At 59.4% G+C, this 20,554-nt stretch carries 16 protein-coding genes and 3 tRNA genes; 4 read left to right on the top strand and 15 right to left on the bottom strand.

The window, feature by feature from the left end; genetic code table 11:
• The first annotated feature begins 46 nt into the window (after positions 1-46).
• On the top strand, positions 47-826 hold the full coding sequence (fpr, locus tag CKW16_RS08820; RefSeq protein ID WP_030127957.1) for a ferredoxin-NADP reductase: 780 nt from the start codon (positions 47-49) through the stop codon (positions 824-826).
• Positions 827-959: 133 nt separating this feature from the next.
• On the opposite strand, the gene tsaA is transcribed toward fpr, so the two are convergent.
• The 6 genes from tsaA to rimO form a co-directional block, all read right to left on the bottom strand.
• Entirely contained in the window at positions 960-1,661 is a 702-nt protein-coding gene (tsaA, locus tag CKW16_RS08815) for a tRNA (N6-threonylcarbamoyladenosine(37)-N6)-methyltransferase TrmO (protein WP_095128069.1), read from the bottom strand.
• Positions 1,662-1,827: 166 nt separating this feature from the next.
• Complete coding sequence (locus tag CKW16_RS08810) at positions 1,828-2,598, bottom strand: SDR family oxidoreductase (RefSeq protein ID WP_095128068.1); 771 nt, start codon at positions 2,596-2,598, stop codon at positions 1,828-1,830.
• A gap of 205 nt (positions 2,599-2,803) precedes the next feature.
• Complete coding sequence (locus CKW16_RS08805; protein ID WP_056739223.1) at positions 2,804-3,274, bottom strand: DUF1456 family protein; 471 nt, start codon at positions 3,272-3,274, stop codon at positions 2,804-2,806.
• Between the two features lie 75 nt (positions 3,275-3,349).
• Positions 3,350-4,060: an rRNA pseudouridine synthase gene (locus tag CKW16_RS08800; RefSeq protein WP_008153970.1), complete on the bottom strand. Its 711-nt coding sequence runs from the start codon at positions 4,058-4,060 to the stop codon at positions 3,350-3,352.
• Positions 4,061-4,250: 190 nt separating this feature from the next.
• Positions 4,251-4,724, bottom strand: coding sequence for a GNAT family N-acetyltransferase (locus CKW16_RS08795; protein ID WP_095128067.1), 474 nt, complete (start codon positions 4,722-4,724; stop codon positions 4,251-4,253).
• A 113-nt stretch (positions 4,725-4,837) separates the two neighbouring features.
• Positions 4,838-6,175, bottom strand: coding sequence for a 30S ribosomal protein S12 methylthiotransferase RimO (gene rimO / locus CKW16_RS08790; RefSeq protein ID WP_010462684.1), 1,338 nt, complete (start codon positions 6,173-6,175; stop codon positions 4,838-4,840).
• A gap of 357 nt (positions 6,176-6,532) precedes the next feature.
• Here rimO and CKW16_RS08785 point away from each other — a divergent pair, with 357 nt between their 5' ends.
• Positions 6,533-8,434, top strand: coding sequence for a potassium transporter Kup (locus tag CKW16_RS08785; protein ID WP_095128066.1), 1,902 nt, complete (start codon positions 6,533-6,535; stop codon positions 8,432-8,434).
• A gap of 87 nt (positions 8,435-8,521) precedes the next feature.
• On the opposite strand, the gene CKW16_RS08780 is transcribed toward CKW16_RS08785, so the two are convergent.
• A complete protein-coding gene (locus CKW16_RS08780) occupies positions 8,522-8,836 on the bottom strand; it encodes a DUF3077 domain-containing protein (protein WP_095128065.1) in 315 nt (104 codons plus the stop codon).
• Positions 8,837-9,240: 404 nt separating this feature from the next.
• Between CKW16_RS08780 and CKW16_RS08775 the strand changes: the two genes are divergently transcribed.
• The gene (locus CKW16_RS08775; RefSeq protein WP_095128064.1) at positions 9,241-9,531 is read left to right on the top strand and encodes a Phd-YefM; all 291 of its coding nucleotides are present in this window, start codon (positions 9,241-9,243) and stop codon (positions 9,529-9,531) included.
• A gap of 223 nt (positions 9,532-9,754) precedes the next feature.
• On the opposite strand, the gene CKW16_RS08770 is transcribed toward CKW16_RS08775, so the two are convergent.
• From CKW16_RS08770 to CKW16_RS08750, 5 genes are all read right to left on the bottom strand, one after another.
• A complete protein-coding gene (locus tag CKW16_RS08770; protein ID WP_095128063.1) occupies positions 9,755-11,050 on the bottom strand; it encodes a virulence factor family protein in 1,296 nt (431 codons plus the stop codon).
• On the bottom strand, positions 11,050-13,692 hold the full coding sequence (gene mprF / locus CKW16_RS08765) for a bifunctional lysylphosphatidylglycerol flippase/synthetase MprF (protein WP_095128062.1): 2,643 nt from the start codon (positions 13,690-13,692) through the stop codon (positions 11,050-11,052). The genes CKW16_RS08770 and mprF overlap by 1 nt, the downstream gene beginning before the upstream one ends.
• 279 nt (positions 13,693-13,971) lie before the next feature.
• Positions 13,972-14,048 (bottom strand) — tRNA-Met (locus CKW16_RS08760).
• A 232-nt stretch (positions 14,049-14,280) separates the two neighbouring features.
• A tRNA-Met gene (locus CKW16_RS08755) sits at positions 14,281-14,357 on the bottom strand.
• Between the two features lie 229 nt (positions 14,358-14,586).
• Positions 14,587-14,663 (bottom strand) — tRNA-Met (locus CKW16_RS08750).
• 301 nt (positions 14,664-14,964) lie between these two features.
• On the opposite strand from CKW16_RS08750, the gene dinB reads away from it, so the two are divergent.
• Entirely contained in the window at positions 14,965-16,026 is a 1,062-nt protein-coding gene (gene dinB, locus CKW16_RS08745) for a DNA polymerase IV (RefSeq protein WP_056739239.1), read from the top strand.
• Between the two features lie 122 nt (positions 16,027-16,148).
• On the opposite strand, the gene CKW16_RS08740 is transcribed toward dinB, so the two are convergent.
• The 3 genes from CKW16_RS08740 to CKW16_RS08730 all read right to left on the bottom strand — a co-directional run bounded on the left by CKW16_RS08740 (position 16,149) and on the right by CKW16_RS08730 (position 20,545).
• A complete protein-coding gene (locus CKW16_RS08740; protein WP_095128061.1) occupies positions 16,149-17,102 on the bottom strand; it encodes a hypothetical protein in 954 nt (317 codons plus the stop codon).
• A gap of 17 nt (positions 17,103-17,119) precedes the next feature.
• On the bottom strand, positions 17,120-18,835 hold the full coding sequence (locus CKW16_RS08735; protein WP_095128060.1) for a proline--tRNA ligase: 1,716 nt from the start codon (positions 18,833-18,835) through the stop codon (positions 17,120-17,122).
• Positions 18,836-18,979: 144 nt separating this feature from the next.
• Positions 18,980-20,545 (bottom strand): AmpG family muropeptide MFS transporter, encoded by a 1,566-nt coding sequence (locus CKW16_RS08730; RefSeq protein ID WP_095128059.1) that lies wholly within the window; start codon positions 20,543-20,545, stop codon positions 18,980-18,982.
• Between the last annotated feature and the right edge of the window lie 9 nt (positions 20,546-20,554).

The raw sequence follows: 20,554 nt of genomic DNA, 5'->3' as shown, positions 1-20,554 counted from the left end.
CAGGCGCAGAGCACGCGCAGACAAAATTTCCAGGAGTCCCACGTACATGAGCAACATGAACCACGAGCGTGTCCTCAGTGTTCACCACTGGAACGACACTCTGTTCAGCTTCAAGTGCACCCGCGACCCGGGCCTGCGCTTCGAGAACGGTCAGTTCGTGATGATCGGCCTGCAACAGCCCAACGGCCGGCCGCTCATGCGCGCTTACTCGATTGCCAGCCCGAACTGGGAAGAGCATCTCGAGTTCTTCAGCATCAAGGTGCCTGATGGCCCGCTGACTTCCCAGCTGCAGCATCTGAAGGAAGGCGACGAGATCATCATCAGCAAAAAGCCTACCGGCACGCTGGTGCTGGATGACTTGAAGCCTGGCAAACATTTGTACCTGCTCAGCACCGGTACCGGTCTGGCGCCGTTCATGAGCGTCATTCAGGACCCGGAAACCTACGAGCGTTTCGAAAAAGTGATCCTGTGCCACGGCGTACGTTACGTCAACGAAGTCGCTTACCGCGAGTTCATCACCGAGCACCTGCCGCAGAACGAGTTCTTCGGCGAGGCCCTGAGTGACAAGTTGATCTACTACCCGACCGTGACCCGCGAGCCGTTCGAGAACGAAGGTCGCCTGACCGACCTGATGCGCAGCGGCAAGCTGTTCAGCGACATCGGTCTGCCACCGATCAACCCGCAGGACGACCGCGCCATGCTGTGCGGCAGCCCGAGCATGCTCGACGAGACCAGCGAAGTGCTGAACAGCTTCGGCCTGAAAGTTTCGCCGCGGATGCGCGAGCCGGGTGATTACCTGATCGAGCGTGCGTTCGTCGAGAAGTAAACATACCGCATCACTGAAAAGCCCCATTGCCCTTGCAGGCAATGGGGCTTTTTTATGCCCGACGCAATCCTGTAGGAGCACGGCTTGCCGGCGATGGCGTCCTTGAGATCGCCATCGCGAGCAAGCTCTGCTCCTACAAATTGGAGGCGGGGATGACTTCCAGGACACGGATTACCCCGGCCTCGGGGTAATGCCAGCGTACGTCCAGGTCCCAGAACTGTGCGCCGTATTCCCGTTCGGGTGTAGGAATCTGGTACGCCGGACGTGGGTCTTGTGCCAGGCATTGCTCGATCAACTCCACCAGCGGTTCTTCAAGGCGCTGAGCATGGCTGTGAGCCTGTTGCAGTGCTGAATCCGTCCACTGCACGGGAATCAGTTGCGGCGCAGCGCTGGCGATGCTGTTGGAGGCTGTATCGATGATGTCGGCGTAAGGCACGTAGGGTTTGATGTCGAGAATCGGCGTGCCGTCCAGCAGGTCGATGCCGGATATCCACAGGCGATTGGCTTCAACCTTGTCCAGCTTCACCACGGATTGGCCGATGCCATTGGGCCGATGCGTCGCTCGGGTGGCGAACACCCCCATGGATTTGTTACCGCCGAGACGAGGAGGGCGGACTTTCAGCCGTGGCTTTTCTTCCAGTGCCTGATGAAACAGGAACAGCAGCCACACGTGGCTGACCTGTTCCAGACCTTGCACCGCATCGCCCTGATCGAACGGCGCCACCAGTTCCAGTACGCCTCGAGCGGCCGGGGCCAGTTGGGGCTGGCGCGGGATGGCGAACTTCTCCTTGAAGCAGGAGCGCACAAAGCCGATGGGGGAAACGCTGTAGGTCATGGTCTGGGGTCGAGGCGGGGTGAGGCGGGCATGATAACCCACCCCAAGATCGTTCCCACGCTCCGCGTGGGAATGCCTCAATGGACGCTCTGCGTCCGCTCTTGGGACGCGGAGCGTCCCGGGCTGCATTCCCACGCAGAGCGTGGGAACGATCAGTGGGAGGAGATCAGAGGCTGAATCCGCCATCCAACGGGATGATATTCCCGGTCATGTAAGCCCCGGCCGTACTCGCCAGACTGATCGCCAGCGCCGCCATCTCTTCCTCCCGACCCCAGCGCTTCATTGGAATCAACGCCGTATCGTCGGCCAACGCCTGCTCATCATTGCCGATGTGCTGAGTCATCTTGCTCGGAAAACGCCCCGGCGCAATGACGTTGACGTTGATGTGCTGGCTCACCAGCTCCCGCGCCAGAATCCGTGACAGTTGATGCAGGGCCGCTTTACTCGGCCCGTAGGCATAAGCCTGTTCGCCAAAGGACGAAATGCCCGCCACTGAACCGATATTGATAATTCGCGCCGGATTCGCTGCCGAACCGGCCTTACGCAGCAACGGCAAAAACTGCTGAATGCAGTTGAACACCGAGGTTACGTTGAGCTGCATGACCTTTTCCCAGCCCTTGACCGGGTAGCTCTCCAGCGGCGCACCCCACGTGGTGCCAGCGTTGTTCACCAGAATATCCAGATGAGTGATCTGCTCGCCCAGTCGCGTAGCCAGTTGAAGTACGCCTTCTTCGGTGGCCAGGTTGGCCGCCATTCCGTGGCAACGACCGAATGCGCTCAATTCATCAGCCGTTTGCTGGCAGGCTTCGGCATCCCGGGCGCAGACGTACACGGTGGCGCCAGCCTCGACATAAGCCTTGGCGATCATTTTGCCGATACCACGGGTGCCGCCGGTCACCAGAGCGGTGCGGCCTTGCAGGGAAAAGTACGGGTGCATGGCGAATCCTGAGAGCTGAGGGTCAATACACCCTAGTCGTCAGCCGCCGGAAGCGGAGCCACTATTTTTGCGAGGAATGAAGCGCTATAGAGCCTTGAGCTACCGTCCCCTTGTAGGAGCACAGCTTGCTGCGGGCGGCGTTCCGACGATGGCGTTTTCAAGATCGCCATCGCCAGCAAGCTGTGCTCCTACAGGGTGGGGCGATTTACTGAGGGCGAACGCGCAGGGTCAGGCCCTTGAGAAAGTTGCGCAGCAACTGGTCGCCGCACGGACGGTAGTTGGTGTGGCCGAACTTGCGGAACAGCGCGCTCAGCTCAGGCTTGGACACCGGGAACTCGGAGGCCTTGAGGATGGCGTGCATATCGTCTTCTTTCAGTTCGAAAGCCACACGCAGTTTCTTCAGGATGATGTTGTTGGTCACCGGCACTTCGATCGGCTGTGGCGGACGGCTTTCGTCCTTGCCGCGCTTGAAGGTCACCAGGCCGTCGAGGAAATGCGCCATGACTTCATCCGGGCAGCGTACGAAGCCTTCCTCGTCTTCCTCTTTCTTGTCGAGGTACGTCACCAGGTCTTCCAGGGTCACGTCCATGCCACCGAGCTTGATGATCTCGATGACTTTCTTGTCGCTGATGTCGAGCATGTAGCGCACGCTGCGCAGTACGTCGTTATGAATCATGGTGTGCAGTCCTGATATTCAGCAGTGGGCGCCGCATAAACAGCGGCGCCAAAATGTGTGGCGGCGTGAAAAGTCTTAGAACTTCTCTTTGCCGGACAGGTAACGCCATTGGCCCAACGGCACTTTGCCGATGGACACGCCGCCAATGCGGATGCGGCGGATGGCGACGACCTTCAGGCCTACGGCCTGGCAGAACAGGGCGATGACACCCGGTTGTGGGTTCTTCATCGCAAAACGCAGGCGGTTTTCGTTCTGCCAGCTGGCTTTGACCGGCGGCAGTTCCTTGCCCTTGTAGGTCAGGCCGTGGTTCAGGCGGTTGAGGCCGTGAGCCACCATGTCACCTTCAACTTCGACCACATACTCTTGCTCGATCTTGGCGGAGTCGGCAGTGAGTTTGCGCAGGATCTTCCAGTCCTGGGTGAACACCAAAAGACCGCTGGCGTTGGCCTGCAGGTCGGTGCTGGCGGTCAGGCGCAGGAAGTGGCCCTTGAGCGGACGTTTGCTGAAGCGGTGTTCTTCGCTCAAGGTCTCGGCGCTGATCGTTGCCATCGCCGTTTCCGCATCCATACCCACGGGCACGTTCAGCAGGATAGTCACCGGTTCCGGCGCAGTGGCCTTGGCTTCTGGATCAAGCTCGACTTTCTGGTTCTCGACCTTGAACTGCGGCTCGTCGATGACTTCACCGTCCACGGTGACCCAGCCGCCCTCGATGAACAGCTCAGCCTCCCGACGGGAACAGCCGACGAGTTCGATGAGGCGTTTGGAGAGACGAATCGGGTCAGTCATGACAGGGCCGTAACAAAAAAGGGGTGGGCATTGTACCTGCCTGGCGCCGGTTAATCCCGGCTCCATTTGCGCCGTAAAGCTTTTTGTGGGAGCGGGCTTGCTCGCGAAGGCGGTAGATCAGTCAATTTATCTGTTGAATGACACACCGCATTCGCGAGCAAGCCCGCTCCCACACTCGTTCTGTGTGGTGTCAGCCGTGTTGTGAGTGTTTCTGGTTTTGGCGCAAACGCATATGCAGCAGCGGATAAGGCTGGCCCATACCATCGACTTCCGAACGGCCAATCACTTCGAAGCCCTGTTTGAAGTAGAAACCCAGGGCTTGCGGGTTCTGTTCGTTGACGTCCAGTTCATCGGCATTCAGGTGTTCCATCGCATAGCGCAGCAACTGCTTGCCCAAGCCCTGGCCGCGGTGAGCCGGGTCGATGAAGAGCATTTCGATCTTGCCCGCTGCGACCCCGGCGAACCCGGTGATGCGCTGGCGCGGGTCTTTGGTGCAGATCAGCATCACAGCATCGAGGTAGCGGGTCAGCACCAGGTTCTTCAGCAGTTCAATGTAGCTGTCCGGCAGAAAGTCATGAGTGGCGCGCACCGAGGCTTCCCAGACTTGAGTGAGCTCTTCGTAGTCGCTCTGTTTCGGCGTGTGGATGACCGAATGTTGGCGCATGGCCGGCTGCCCCTTTTGCAGTTGATGATGCGAATCCTTTCTCCCACAAAACGATAGACGTAAAAAAGCCCCGCATCTCGTCAAGAGAGCAGGGCTTTTCGTATTTTTTGCGTTTAGATCTGTTCAGCCCACAGGTCGTATTCGTCGGCGTCGGTCACTTTGCACCAGACTTTATCGCCTGGTTTCAGGTTGCTGCCGTTGTCGATGAACACGTTGCCGTCGATTTCCGGGGCATCGAAGAAGCAGCGGCCGACCGCGCCTTGCTCGTCGACTTCATCGACCAGCACTTCGATTTCACGGCCGACGCGCATTTGCAGGCGTGCCGAGCTGATCGCTTGTTGGTGCGCCATGAAGCGGTCCCAGCGGTCTTGCTTGACGTCGTCCGGCACGATGGCCGCGTCCAGCAGGTTGGCCGGTGCGCCTTCGACCGGCGAATACTGGAAGCAGCCGACGCGATCGAGTTGCGCTTCGGTCAGCCAGTTCAGCAGGTACTGGAAGTCTTCTTCGGTTTCGCCGGGGAAGCCGACGATGAAGGTCGAACGGATGATCAGGTCCGGGCAGATTTCGCGCCAGTTCTTGATGCGGGCCAGGGTCTTGTCTTCGAAGGCCGGGCGTTTCATCGCTTTCAGGACTTTCGGGCTGGCGTGCTGGAACGGGATGTCCAGGTACGGCAGGATTTTCCCGGCGGCCATCAGCGGAATCAGCTCGTCGACGTGCGGATACGGGTAAACATAGTGCAGACGAACCCAGACACCGAGGGTGCTCAGGGCTTCGCAGAGTTCGGTCATGCGGGTTTTCACCGGCGCGCCGTTCCAGAAACCGGTGCGGTATTTCACGTCGACGCCGTAGGCGCTGGTGTCTTGCGAGATCACCAACAGCTCTTTGACGCCGGCCTTGACCAGGCGCTGAGCTTCGTCGAGCACGTCACCGACTGGACGACTGACCAGTTTGCCGCGCATCGACGGGATGATGCAGAAGCTGCAGCTGTGGTTGCAGCCTTCGGAAATCTTCAGGTAGGCGTAGTGGCGGGGGGTCAGTTTGATCCCTTGCGGCGGCACCAGGTCGATCAGCGGATTGTGATCCTGACGCGGTGGCACGGCGTCGTGCACGGCGTTGACCACTTGTTCGTATTGCTGCGGACCGGTCACGGCCAGCACGCTTGGGTGCACTTTACGAATGTTGCCTTCTTCGACGCCCATGCAGCCGGTCACGATGACCTTGCCGTTTTCCTTGATGGCTTCGCCGATCACTTCCAAAGACTCAGCCTTGGCCGAGTCGATGAAGCCGCAGGTGTTGACCACCACGACATCGGCGTCCTCGTAAGTGGACACAACGTCATAGCCTTCCATGCGCAGCTGGGTAAGGATGCGCTCGGAGTCGACCAGTGCTTTGGGGCAACCCAGGGATACGAAGCCAACCTTTGGATTGGCCGGCGCAGGAGTGGTGGACATGTCTAACCTCGGTATTTGTGACGCCTCCAGCCGAAGACGGCAAGGCGACAGACGGGCGCTTACGTTCTGTCTCGTGAATACGCTGCTTTTTGACTCGTCAAAAAATAGCAGTGACTCGCGAGAAAGGACGTTTTCTGCGCCTCTGATCAAAAAGTGCGCAATTCTAGCGATGAGAGGCGCACTTGACCAGCTTTATGCAGGGAAATACGACGAGTGCTGCGCTATGCTTCGCGCGGTTACGCTTTACCGAATTTTTACAGTCAACAAAACGTCTGTAACCTCAAGTAAAACAGCGCATGCTGCACGGCAAAGCATAGTGCTTATAAGAAGTCCGGGTCTGAGTAGTAGGAGTTTTGGATGGGGCAGGCAAGTAGTCAGACGGCGGGCTCTGAGCATTCGGCGGCAAAGCCGATCGGCATGCTGGTCGCGGCGGTCGGTGTGGTTTATGGCGATATCGGCACGAGCCCGCTGTATACCCTCAAAGAGGTTTTCGCCGGACACTATGGGGTTCCGGTCAACCATGATGGAGTCTTCGGGATTCTGGCGCTGATTTTCTGGTCGCTGATCTGGGTCGTTTCAATCAAATACGTGCTGTTCGTGCTGCGTGCCGACAACCAGGGCGAAGGCGGGATCATGGCCTTGACCGCCCTCGCTCGGCGGGCTGCGGCCGGGCATCCGAAGTTGCGCACGTTGCTGGTGGTCTGCGGGCTGATCGGCGCGGCGCTGTTCTATGGCGATAGCATGATCACGCCGGCGATCTCTGTGCTCTCGGCGATTGAAGGCCTGGGACTGGCTTTCGAGGGCATCGACCATTGGGTGGTGCCGCTGTCGCTGATCGTGCTAGTGGCGCTGTTCCTGATACAACGTCACGGTACCGCGCGAATCGGCATTCTGTTCGGCCCGATCATGGTCACCTGGTTCGTGGTGCTGGGGGCGCTGGGCGTCTACGGCATCATGCAGCACCCGGAAGTGTTGCAAGCGATGAACCCGGTCTGGGGCGTGCGCTTCTTCATTGTGCACCCGGGCATGGGCGTGGCGATTCTTGGCGCGGTGGTGCTGGCGCTGACCGGTGCCGAAGCGCTGTACGCCGACATGGGCCACTTCGGTCGCAAGCCGATCGCACGCGCCTGGTTCATCCTCGTGCTGCCGGCGCTGGTGCTGAACTACTTCGGCCAAGGCGCGTTGCTGCTCGGTGATCCGGAAGCCGCTCGCAACCCGTTCTACTTGTTGGCGCCGAGCTGGGCGCTGATTCCGTTGGTGGGGTTGTCGACCCTGGCCACGGTCATTGCTTCTCAGGCGGTGATTTCCGGTGCGTTCTCCCTGACTCGTCAGGCGATTCAGCTCGGTTACATACCGCGCATGCACATTCAGCACACCTCCAGTGCCGAACAAGGCCAGATCTACATCGGCGCGGTGAACTGGGCGTTGATGGTCGGCGTCATCCTGTTGGTGCTGGGCTTCGAGTCCTCTGGCGCGCTGGCTGCGGCTTACGGCGTGGCCGTAACGGGCACGATGCTGATGACCACCATTCTGGTGTCGGCGGTGATATTGCTGCTGTGGAAATGGCCTCCGGTCCTCGCGGTTCCGCTGTTGCTCGGTTTCCTGCTGGTGGACGGTCTGTACTTTGCTGCCAACGTGCCGAAAATCATTCAGGGCGGGGCGTTCCCGGTGATTGCCGGTATCGTGTTGTTTGTGCTGATGACCACCTGGAAGCGCGGCAAGCAACTGCTGGTCGATCGTCTCGACGAGGGTGGATTGCCGCTGCCGATCTTCATCAGCAGCATCGCCGTGCAACCGCCGCATCGCGTTCAGGGCACCGCCGTGTTCCTGACCGCGCGCCCGGACGCCGTGCCCCACGCGCTGTTGCACAACCTGCTGCACAACCAGGTGCTGCACGAGCAAGTGGTGCTGCTGACGGTAGTGTACGAAGACATCCCGCGGGTGCCAGCATCGCGGCGTTTCGAGGTTGAGTCCCACGGTGAAGGTTTCTTCCGGGTGATCCTGCACTTTGGCTTCGTCGACGAGCCGGACGTGCCGCAAGCGCTGAAGCTGTGTCATCTCGATGACCTGGATTTCAGCCCGATGCGCACCACCTACTTCCTCAGCCGCGAAACGGTCATCGCCTCCAAACTCGAAGGCATGGCCCGCTGGCGTGAGACGCTGTTCGCCTTTATGTTGCAGAACGCCAACGGCAACCTGCGATTCTTCAATCTGCCGTTGAATCGGGTGATTGAGTTGGGGACGCAGGTAGAGATGTAAGCAACATCAAAGAGCCCCCGTTGCCATTGTGGTAGCGGGGGCTTTTTTGTGTCTGGTGTCGCGGTGCCTTTAATTGCGCTCAGGCAGCTATTTTTTAGATTCGGCTTTTGTCCGAGCAGCTGGAGGTGGCGGCATCAGTACCTTCACCGCATCATCAATTACGGCCTTGCTCATTGCCGTCAGGTAATGCGCGGCCCAAGCGTGTCGGTCGGTGTCTTGGGCGTAGGCAGCATCTTTAGTCAGCTCCTTGGCAAGGAACAGAAAATCAGAGGCCATGGCTAGCGCATCACCGAGGGGGACGTCTCCACTGACACGGAACAGTGCCTTGTTTGAGCAGTAGATGAAGGGGGTGAGGCCGATGGTTTTCAGTTCTGAGGGTGTGGGCGGATCTGTTTTGCTCATTGTTTCGCTCCTTAAAACGAGGAGCTGCCGCATTCGTTACCACACGAATGGGTGGCAGCTGTACGCAGGGTGGTAAACCGGAGGAGCAAAGGAACCGGCAGACCCAAAGGTCTCCCACGCACAGCCGCCATAACACGGGATTACAGACGTAAAAACGCACGAACCGTGATGGGAGCGGTGTTGCACTTTGCCTAACCGGGTTACCACACCCGATCGCTGAATGGTCAGCGACGTCCGGAGAGTATCCCGTCGAAGAAAAGCGCAACAAGGCATCAAAGTGCCCAAAAAGAACGATTCGGAGTTTGCCTACAAGGTCTGCGGGCGTCATCCGATATTTCGACACCTTAAGTAAAAGATACGTTGAGCTGCGTGTTCAGATTTGCACGATGTGAAGAGAGGTGAGTATGACGGCATCATCAGTGCGTGCTGTCCAAGCAGTATCGACGACTGCAATGGTCAGGGGCTTCAGTACGAGACTCAAGGAGATCTCTAGCCGTGCCCTTGAGTGCTTCGTCATTGTCAAAAATAATCAGCCAGCAGCGGTCATTATCAATGTCGATGCCTATCAGGAAATGCTCGACGAGCTTAAGGATCTTCGCGTTGAAGCAGCGGCTGCGGAGCGCTTGACCGCTTTTGATCAGGCCAATGCAGTTTGTCACGACGATATGAGGGCACGGTACGCCAGGAAAGACTAAGTGCCAGTCTCGAGGGCAGTAGACGCATCCGCACAGGCAGCACGCGGATCCCGTGGGAGCGGGCTTGCTCGCGAAAGCGGTCTGACATTCAAAATTGATGTCGGCTGATAGATTGCATTCGCGAGCAAGCCCGCTCCCACAGGGGATTTGTGGCGTTTGCTGGAATGAAAAAAGCCCTCGCGACCTTAAGGCTGCGGGGGCTTTTCTGTGGGCGGAAATCAGATCACTCTTGAGCCGCCGTTTCCTTCGCTTGACGCTTCTCGATCACATCCACCAACCGCTGGGCCAGCGCCGGATAGTTCTCGTCGAAGTGATGGCCGCCAGGCAGTTTCATCGCTTCGCCTACCGCAGTCTTGTCGGTACAGCCACTCTCGTCGACTTCTTCTTCTCCATAGATGCACACCACTTTCTCCGGCGGCAGCTTGGCCATTTCCGGGCCGGTGGCAGCTTCTTTGCCGGCGTTGCCGAGCCAGCCTTCGACTTCGATTTCGAAGCTGCCGGTACGGGCGAAGGCCAGCAGGATGATTGCATCGACCCGTTGCTGTTCCGATGGCTCCAGGCGGTTGTAGATGGCGGGCAGGACGTCGGCGCCGAACGAGTAACCGGTCAGGATGAAGCGCTTGGTGCCCCATTTCTGCCGGTAGTGCTGCATCAGCTCGGCGAGGTCCAGGGCGCTTTGCTCCGGGCTCTTGTGTTGCCAGTAGTAGCGCAGGGTGTCGATGCCGACGACCGGGTAGCCGAGCTTGGCCATCTCGCCCGCGACATCACGGTCCAGGTCGCGCCAGCCGCCGTCACCGGACAGGAACAGGGTCACGGTGTCCTTGGCTTGGCCGGCGGGCACTTCGACTACCGGGATCTGCAGGCCGCCGGCGGCTTTGTCGCCACCGACGAGGATCTTGCGCAGTTCGTTGTTCAGCACTTGCGGCAGGTTGATGTCGTAGTCGCTGATGCTGGTTTCGGCGTTAGGTTGGTCGCGCACGAAACCGGCGCTGGTGTCGTCCGGGTTGTCGTTCCAGGCCACAAGCCAGTGGCCGTGAGCGGCGCTTTTCGGTAGCAGGTGCGTGCAGCCGGGTTTTTCCAGGGCCAGGTCCACCGAGATGGCTTGAGCCTTGTCGTCCTTCTGCTCGGACAACCAGCGCCACGCCAGCACGGCGCCAGGGCCGATGCCGCTGACCAGGGTCGCCGGACCTTTGAGTTCTCTCAGGGCCGATTGCAGGGCGCGACTTTGCAGCAGGCAGTCTTTGGGCAGGATCACCTGAACAATCTGCGCCGAGCCGCTGCGGCTCAGGGTCATCAACTGTTTGTTGCTGAGCTTCTGGTCTTCATTGACCGCCACCAGCACCTGGGCGCGTGGCGTATTGCCGGGGATGACGCGGGTCATCGCGGCGCCATCGGCCGGCGTCAGCTGTTCGAGGGTCGGTTCGGGTGCCGGGCGTTTCAGGTACCAGTAACCACCACCGAGAATCAGGGCCAGCACTACCAGTGTGGCCAGTACGTACCGCAAGGAGCGTTGAATCATCAGCGTTTCACCAATCCGGTCAAGCCGCCTGCAATCAGGGCGGCAGTATCGGCCAGGGCAACCAGCGGATCGAGTCCGGCGGGCACGGCCATATAGCGGGGTTCCCAGTCAGGCTGGAATTTGTCTTTGAAGCGGCGCAAGCCTTGGAAGTTGTAGAGCTGCTCACCACGGCGGAAAACCATCGAGCCCAGGCGCTGGGTCAGTGGTGCGCCACGACGGGGTTGCAACCCCGACAACGGCACCATGCCCAGGCTGAAGCGCGCGTATCCATGATTTTTATAATGTTGAATCAGGCCGACCATCATGAACTCCATGGTCAACTTGGGGGCATCCGGGTGCGCGCGCATCAGGTCGAGGCTGGCCAGTTCATGGCCATAAGTCTCGAGCAGGTTGGCGAACGCCACCGGGCGCCCTTCGAAACGAATCACCGCGACCCGGAAATGTTTGAGGTAGTCATCGCTGAAGCGGCCGAGGGAGAAGCCTTTCTCGCGCACGTTTTTGCCGGTCAGCCAGGCATCGGAAATCACCTTGAGCTCATCCATCGGCGCTTGCCCCGGATCAAAGATCTCCAGCGACAGGCCATCGCGAGTGCCGCGGTTCCAGGTGTAGCGCAGGTCTTTCATCTCTTTGCCTTTGGCCTCGAGATCAAAGCGAAGCAGATCGACCCGGGCTTCTTCGCCGAGCTTGATCGCGGTCAGACCGATGTCCATGTAGTACGGCAGGTTCTCGGCGCGCACTTGATAGAACACAGGACGGGCGTGGTGGATGTCGCAAAGGTCGCGGAACTGCCAGATCATTTCGGCCCGTTGCTGAGTCGGGCCGATCGGGTCATACAAGGCCACCAGACTGCGACCACGACGTGCGTACATCAGGAACGCCTCGTCATTGGGGTGAAACAGCAGCGCCTTGTCACCCGTCAGGGCGAGGCCACCATCCGGTTGTGCGGAGGCCATCAGGATCTTTACCGCGCGGCCCAGTTCATCGGGCGTTGGCAGATGGATCACCGGGCGCGCGGTGCGCAGCAGCCAGGTCAGCGACACCACCACCAGCAGCACGGCGGCGCCGAGCAGCGAGCGCAAGCCACGCGGGGCATCGGCGTCGAGGGTGAACTGCCACCAGAGCTGATGGCTGTACGGGACGTCCTGATAGGCGAACAGCAACAGCCAGATCGACGCACCGAGTACGCACAGGCTCGCCACCAGATACAGTGGCGAGAACGGCACCTCGGTCAGACGGCTGGGGCGATAGAACGAGCTGCGGAAAACTCCCAGCAGGCTCGCAGTCAGCGTCAGCAAGCAGGCTTCCTCCCAGTCGAAGCCCTTGAGCAGAGAGAGCAGGGCGGCGACCAGCAACAAGATGGTGGTCAGCATCCAGGCGGCCGACAGTCGGCGGCGCAGCCCTTGAGCCAGCAGCAAGCAAAGCACGCCGATCAGGCTGGCACCGAAGTGCGAGGCGTCGACCAGTCGATGCGGGATCAGAAAGCCGATGTGTTCCAGGCGTGTGTCGATTTCCGGGGTGGCACCGGAGAACAACAGCACCACGCCGGACAGAAAGACCAGTACCGCCAGAATCGGCGCGGCCAGGCCGGACGCTACTCTTAAGGACTGACGCGATTGAAACAGGCGCTGACCTTCGTTGATCAGCAGGAGTACGCAGGCCACCAGCAACGGCAGCACCACGTAGATCAGGCGATAGAGCAGCAGCGCGGCAGCGAGTGGCGCAGCGCCGAGTGTGTCGGAGAAGGCGGCCAGCAGAATCGCTTCGAACACCCCGACCCCGCCGGGAACGTGACTGAGCACACCGGCGGCCAGGGCCAGCAGGTACACCAGCAGGAACGCGCCGAAGGGTGGTGCTTCCGGCAGCAGCAGATAAAGCACGGTCGCCGCGGCGGCGACGTCCAGGGCCGTGATGATCAGTTGCAGGAACGTCAGGCGACGGCCCGGCAGGCGCAAGGTGCGGCGTCCGACCTTGACCAGCAGGTTGTCCGGGTAAGGTTGCTCTGGCAGGCGGCGGCGGTAAATCCCGATGGCCAGTACCGTGAACAGCAACAGTACGGCCACGGCAATCGCGCCCAGCAACGTCTCGGACAAGCCCAGGGCGGCAGCGGCGCCAGGCAGGTTGCTGAGGGTGGCGAGGGCGGCCAGAGGGGGCAGGGCGCAGCCGAGCGAGAGGCTGGCGAACAGCGTCATGTGCGCGACTTCAGAAGCGCCCAGGCCATGACGTGCATATAAACGGTAGCGAACCGAGCCCCCCGACAGCATCGAAAGGCCAATGGCATTGCCGATGGCGAATGCGGTGAACCCACCCAGAGCCAGGATTCGCGGCGCCAGTGTCACGCCTGCGTAGCGGCTGGCCGACCATTCGTAGCCCAGCAGGATAATGAAACCGACCACGGTCGCGCCCAGCGCGCCCAATAATGCCGGTTTCGGAACGTCGAGAATCGAGTCGTGCAGAGCGTACAGATCGAGTTCGCTCAGCAGGTGGCGACAGGCAATCAGCGCGATAGCGAACAACAGCAAAGTGACTGCCAGGCCGATGGGCTGGCGGTATTTGCTGATTCGATCAAGCAAGCGCAGACGCTCGGCCTTGATCGGTTGTGTCGCTGTGACGGTGTCTTGTGGATCAGACGAGTTGGCGCGCATCAATCACCTCTTGGATTGTGCGCGACAGGATGGGGGTATCCAGCCAAGTTACCAATCCCTGTAGAAAAAAATAATTACAAATTTTAACGCCTCTCACCGGGTATCGGCGATGGGTGCGTCATCAGTCGTAGAGGGTTCTGTCTGTGGCTCAGCATCGTCTGGGCTCGGAGCATGGGTGATCCCGAGCGGCTCGCTACACAGTGGCAGATCATTGTTGCGAAAGGACTTTTTCAACAGATACAAAAAAGGCCACTCTTTCGAGTAGCCTTTTTTGATGTTTGGTTGCGGGAGCCGGATTTGAACCGACGACCTTCGGGTTATGAGCCCGACGAGCTACCAGACTGCTCCATCCCGCGTCTGTGTGGCGGCATTCTACAGGCGAACGCCGGAGTGTCAACCGTTAATCCAGTATAGGGTCAAATAAGCGTAAATGAGTGGCGAACGGTCGTGGGGGAGACTTAAGTTTCGGAATCAGAACGATTTCTCGTTTCTGCGCCGTCAGACGTAACCCGCTCGTATCTATGCTCATATTTACAAAAGAGACGCGCACAAAAAAGGCCACTCTTTCGAGTAGCCTTTCTTGATGTTTGGTTGCGGGAGCCGGATTTGAACCGACGACCTTCGGGTTATGAGCCCGACGAGCTACCAGACTGCTCCATCCCGCGTCTGTGTGGCGGCATTCTACAGGTGAACGCCGGAGTGTCTACCGTTAATCCTGAATAGGGTCAAATAAGCGTAAATGAGCGGCGAACGGTAGTGGGGGAGACTTAAGTTTCTGAATCAGAACGATTTCTCAATCCTGCATGTCAGCCGTTACCCGCTCTTTCTATCTCGTGTTTACAAAAGAGACGCGCACAAAAAAGGCCACTCTTTCGAGTAGCCTTTTTTGATGTTTGGTTGCGGGAGCCGGATTTGAACCGACGACCTTCGGGTTATGAGCCCGACGAGCTACCAGACTGCTCCATCCCGCGTCTGTGTGTCGGCATTCTACAGAGGATCGGCGGGCTGTCAACCTTCAACCCAGAGAAAACCTCTTCCCGTTCAATCGCTTAGCTTTAAAACAGGGCAGGGTGGATGGCTGTAAGGTCGGTGTGGCAAGGCTTTCAGCTCTATCGGGTGAAGCTTTTCGATTGAAAAAATAAATTCATCTGGCACTTTTCCTACGGGTGGAAAAGAACATTCAGACCACTGGTGCTATATACAGGTGTCAGTGAGATACTGCCGATCTGACTCGCCAGTACGCCATTTCTTCACCATGAACACTGCTTTTATATGACGCAGCGAAAAATCATCCACGTCGATTGTGACTGCTTCTACGCTGCCATCGAGATGCGTGACGACCCGCGCCTGGCCGGTAAACCCTTGGCAGTGGGTGGTTCGGCGGATCGGCGTGGCGTGATCGCTACCTGCAATTATGAAGCGCGGGCTTATGGGGTGCGCTCGGCCATGTCTTCCGGGCATGCCTTGAAGCTGTGCCCGGACCTGACCATCGTCAAGCCGCGCATGGAGGCCTATAGAGAAGCGTCTAAGGAAATTCACACGATCTTTCGCGATTACACCGATTTGATCGAGCCGCTTTCGCTGGATGAGGCCTACCTCGACGTGTCGGACAGTGCGCATTTCGGTGGCAGCGCCACGCGGATCGCCCAAGACATTCGCCGTCGCGTCTCTAATCAGCTGCACATCACTGTTTCGGCTGGCGTTGCACCGAACAAGTTTCTGGCCAAGATCGCCAGCGACTGGAAGAAGCCCAACGGCTTGTTCGTCATTACGCCGGATCAGGTCGAGGATTTTGTCAGTGGTTTGCCGGTGAGCAAGTTGCACGGCGTTGGCAAAGTGACCGCGGACAAATTAGGCAGGCTTGGCATCGTCGATTGTTCGCATCTGCGTGAATGGGACAAGTTGGCGCTTGTGCGCGAATTCGGCAGCTTCGGCGAGCGACTCTGGAGCCTGGCCCGTGGGATTGATGACCGGTTGGTGCACAACGACAGTCGTCGGCAGTCGATCAGTGTCGAAAACACCTACGACGTGGATCTGCCGGACCTGGTGAGCTGCCTCGATAAATTACCCGAGTTACTGGAAACCCTGGCCGGCCGCATGGCGCGAATCGACAGCAGCTATCGACCGGGCAAGCCGTTTGTCAAAGTGAAATTCCATGACTTCACCCAGACCACTCTGGAGCAGGCCGGGGCAGGGCGGGATTTGGGGAGCTATCAGTTGTTGCTGACCCAGGCGTTCAATCGCGGCGGGAAACCGGTGCGGTTGCTGGGGATTGGAGTGCGGCTGGAGGATTTGCGGGGCGGGTTTGAGCAGATGGAGTTGTTTGAACGGTAGTTCAGTGGTGAATGTTCCGGCCTCTTCGCGAGCAAGCCCGCTCCCACAGTTGACCGAGTTGTTCAGGCGAACGCGGTCTAATGTGGGAGCGGGCTTGCTCGCGAAGCTTTTAGCTTTTAGCTTTAATTCGGTCCCGGATCCGCTACCAGTCGCCCGGCATCCTTGGTCAATGACTTGAGGAATTCGGTCTGCAACTCAGGATCGTTGCGCGTCAGTTCGATCAGGCTTTGTTCCAGCTCGGTGGCTTCTTCTTCCAGACCCAGTTCCGACAAGCGTTTGACCCGGTGTACCCACTGGCTCACTTCGTCGTCCTCGAGGTCGTCGTAAATCAGCCCGTGAGCTTCGAGCAGCTTGCCACGCAAGGAACTACTGACCGCCAGGGACGAATTAGTGTGCACGTCGTCCTGAGTATCCTGGACACTTATCAGCAGCCGGCTCAGATGATTGATGTCATGTTCGGCGAACGGGCTGTCCAGCAGGTTCACGCGCAATACACCGTTTTTGTCGGTGCTCAGCTCGAACGTTTCCTTGCCGGCCTTGACCTCAACCGGACGCTCGCTCCATGGCAGGCTCGAGTATTCGGTGCGCTTGTCGAGCTGGATCTCGTCGATTCCCGCCAGGTTCTGCTGCGCGCGACCATGAGACTGCACGTTCATGAACGGGTTGAGCCCGGCAAAACCATAGCTCAACCAATCTTTCGTCACGCTGTCCGGCAGGTTGCCGAGAGCGAACACGTTGACCACGTTCGCACCGACACCGGCCACCACGGCCACCGCACCCAGCGGGATCTCGTAAGCCTCCCGCCAGGGTTGGTAAGGCGTGTAGCGGTCGTAGTGGCGTGTGACTTCGAATTCGGTGACTTCGAAAGTCTTCTGCTCGTGGATCTTCACCCGACGTTGCGGCAGCTCAAGCACCTTTGGCTCGCCGACATCAATCTGCAGGCTGTGATCAAGCAATTTACGCTCGACACGTTCCTCGTGCTCGCTGCGTTGTGACATGTGATTGGCACAGCCGCTGACCAGCAGGGTGCCGCACAGGGCGGCACCACCGAGGCCTAAGGTGTTTCGCTTGAACATGACTTCTCTATCTGGTGTCAGCGGCGGATACGGGACTGAAGGAAGGACAGCACGTCTGCGACCGGCAGCGCGTGTGCTTCGGGCTCGGTGCGGCTCTTGTATTCCAGATTGCCTTCGGCGAGGCCGCGGTCACTGACCACGATCCGGTGAGGAATGCCGATCAGCTCCATGTCCGCGAACTTGATGCCCGGGCTGGTTTTCTTGTCGCGGTCGTCCAGCAGTACTTCGAAGCCGGCGGCAGTCAATTCTGCATACAGCTTGTCGGTGGCTTCGCGAACCTGTTCGGTTTCGTAGCGCAGCGGTACCAGAGCGATCTGGAACGGGGCCAGCGTGTCGCTCCAGATGATCCCGTTGGCGTCGTTGTTCTGCTCGATGGCTGCAGCCACCACGCGGGAAACGCCGATGCCGTAGCAACCCATTTCCAGGGTGACTGGCTTGCCATTCTCGCCCAGCACTTCGCACTTCATCGCTTTGCTGTACTTGTTGCCCAGCTGGAAGATGTGCCCGACTTCGATGCCACGCTTGATTTCCAGGGTGCCCTTGCCATCCGGGCTCGGGTCGCCGGCGACCACGTTACGCAGGTCGGCAACGGTCGGAACCGGCAGATCGCGCTCCCAGTTCACGCCGAAATAGTGTTTGTCATCGATGTTGGCACCGATGCCGAAGTCGCTCATCAGCTCGACGGAACGGTCGATGATGATTGGCAGTGGCAGGTTCAGCGGGCCGAGGGAGCCGGCGCCGGCGCCAATGGCGTCGCGCAGTTCGGCTTCGGAGGCCATGACCAGCGGGCTGGCAACGCCAGGCTGGTTGCCGGCCTTGATTTCGTTCAGCTCGTGGTCGCCACGGATGATCAGGGCAATCAGCTTGCCTTTCTCTTCTGCGTGAACCACCAGGGTCTTGATGGTCTTTTCAATCGGCAGGTTGAAGCCTTCGACCAGTTGCGCGATGGTCTTGGCGTTCGGCGTGTCGACCAGACGCAGCTCTTCGGCAGGCGCGGCGCGGGAGGTCTCGCGTGGCACGGCTTCGGCTTTCTCGATGTTCGCCGCGTAGTCGGAACCGTTGCTGAAGACGATATCGTCTTCGCCGGATTCGGCCAGCACGTGGAACTCGTGGGAGCCGGCACCACCGATCGAGCCGTTGTCGGCTTCAACCGGGCGGAATTTCAGGCCCAGACGGGTGAACACGTTGCAATACGCCTGGTGCATGCGGTCATAGGTGACCTGCAGCGATGCCTGGTCAGCGTGGAAGGAGTAGGCGTCCTTCATGATGAATTCGCGACCGCGCATCAAACCGAAGCGTGGACGGATTTCGTCACGGAATTTGGTCTGGATCTGGTACAGGTTGATCGGCAGCTGTTTGTAGCTGCTCAACTCGTTGCGCATCAGGTCAGTGATGACTTCTTCGTGGGTCGGGCCGGCGCAGAAATCGCGACCGTGGCGATCCTTGAAGCGCAACAATTCAGGGCCGTATTCTTCCCAGCGACCGGATTCCTGCCACAGCTCAGCCGGTTGGGTGCTCGGCATCAACACTTCGAGAGAGCCCGCGGCGTTCATTTCTTCACGAACGATGGCTTCGACCTTGCGCATCACTCGCAAGCCCATCGGCAGCCAGGTGTACAGGCCCGAGGCGAGTTTGCGGATCATGCCCGCGCGCAGCATCAGCTGATGGCTGATCACGACCGCGTCGGAAGGCGTTTCTTTCTGTGTGGCGAGCAAAAATTGACTGGTGCGCATGGTTGGCCGTTGTCGGTTGCTGATGACGAGAAATGACGGAGCATTGTACGGGCGAGATCTGCTGGCGTACAGGCGTGCGGTCGGCGGGGTGTGGCGGGAGGGCGGGAATCCCCGCGCCCTCGGCTCTGCTTCCTGGTGAAGAACCTACGATTCTTCCGCGACCTGGGTCGGAACCGGTTCTGGTGTCGGCGTTGGCGTCGGGCCTTCGCGGCGGCTCTCCTGGAACCAGTGCAACGCGATCAACAGTAGCGTCGGTACGCCCAGCAGGGCGGTGATGAGGAAGAAGTTGTGATAACCGAATTTCTCCACCATGACCCCCGAGTAGCCGCCGATCAGGCGTGGCAGCAAGAGCATGATCGAGCTGAGCAGGGCGTACTGGGTCGCGGAGAACTTCAAGTTGGTCAGGCTCGACAGGTAGGCGACAAACGCCGAGGTCGCCAGGCCCGAACTGAAGTTATCCAGGGAAATGGTGAGGATCAGCATGTTCAGGTTGGCGCCCATGTCGGCGAGCATCAGGAACAGCAGGTTGGTGCCGGCTGATGCAATGCCGCCGATGAGCAGAATCGGCAAGATGCCGAAGCGCACAATCAGCAGGCCGCCCATGCCGGCGCCGACCAGGGTCATGATCAGGCCAAAGATCTTGCTGACGCTGGCAATCTGATCCTTGGTGAAGCCTTGGTCGATGTAGAACACGTTGGCCATCACACCCATGACCGTATCGGACATCCGATAGGTGGCGATCAGCCCAAGCAGCAGGAACGCTTGCCAGCGGTAGCGCAGAATGAAGTCGTTGATCGGCGTCAGCACCGGCGCCAGGCCACGGCGGCCAATGGCCGACAGGCACATGGCAGTGAGCGTGGTGTAGAGGATCGCTCGCAGGAACGCGCGGTCTTCTAGCAGCAGGTCGAGCACGCTCGCGCCTTCGAACAGCACGCTGGCGAAATCGGTGTTGTACAGCTGAGTGAACATGGCTGGCACGGAAACCAGCAGCACGATCAGCACAAACACCGATGCCAGTTGGTGCACAAAGCTGTAGCGCCCGGCCTGAAGCTGCGTGCGCAGCGGCACCGGCGGTTCGCGCATGAAAAAGGAAGTCAGCAGCGCCGGAACCATCAAGGCACCAAACAGGATGTAGGTGCCGGCCCATGCCGAATGCTTATAGTTGAAACCGGTCGAGCCGAAGCCCTCAGCGAAGAACAGGGCGCCGGCGGTGGCCAGCAGTGCGGCGATCCGATAACCGGACATGTAACTGGCGGCGAGCGCGGCCTGGCGGGTGTCGTCGGCGATTTCCAGGCGATAGGCGTCAACTGCAATGTCTTGCGTCGCCGAGGCGAAAGCAACGACCACGGCAATAGCGATCAGCCAGGACAAATGCTTTTGCGGGTCGCAGAAACCCATCCCGATCAGGCCGAGGATGACCAGTGCCTGGGAAAGCACAAGCCAGGAACGTCGGCGACCGAGCTTGCCGAGAAAAGGCAGGCGCCATTGGTCGAGCAGCGGTGACCAGACCCATTTAAAGGCGTAGGCCAGGCCGATCAGGCTTGCATAGCCAATGGTTTCGCGAGCCACGCCGGCTTCGCGTAGCCAGACCGAAAGTGTCGAAAACACCAGCATGTAGGGCAGGCCGGCGGCGAAACCAAGCAGCAACAGTACAAGCGTCGAGGGGCTGGCATAGGCGGCGAGCGCGGCGCGCCAGGTTTTACGGGGCATGGGCTGGAG

Source organism: Pseudomonas sp. Irchel s3h14 (assembly GCF_900187425.1).
Lineage (GTDB): Bacteria > Pseudomonadota > Gammaproteobacteria > Pseudomonadales > Pseudomonadaceae > Aquipseudomonas.
Note: the sequence above shows the minus strand (reverse complement) of the source record. Positions and strands in the feature narration are given on the sequence as shown.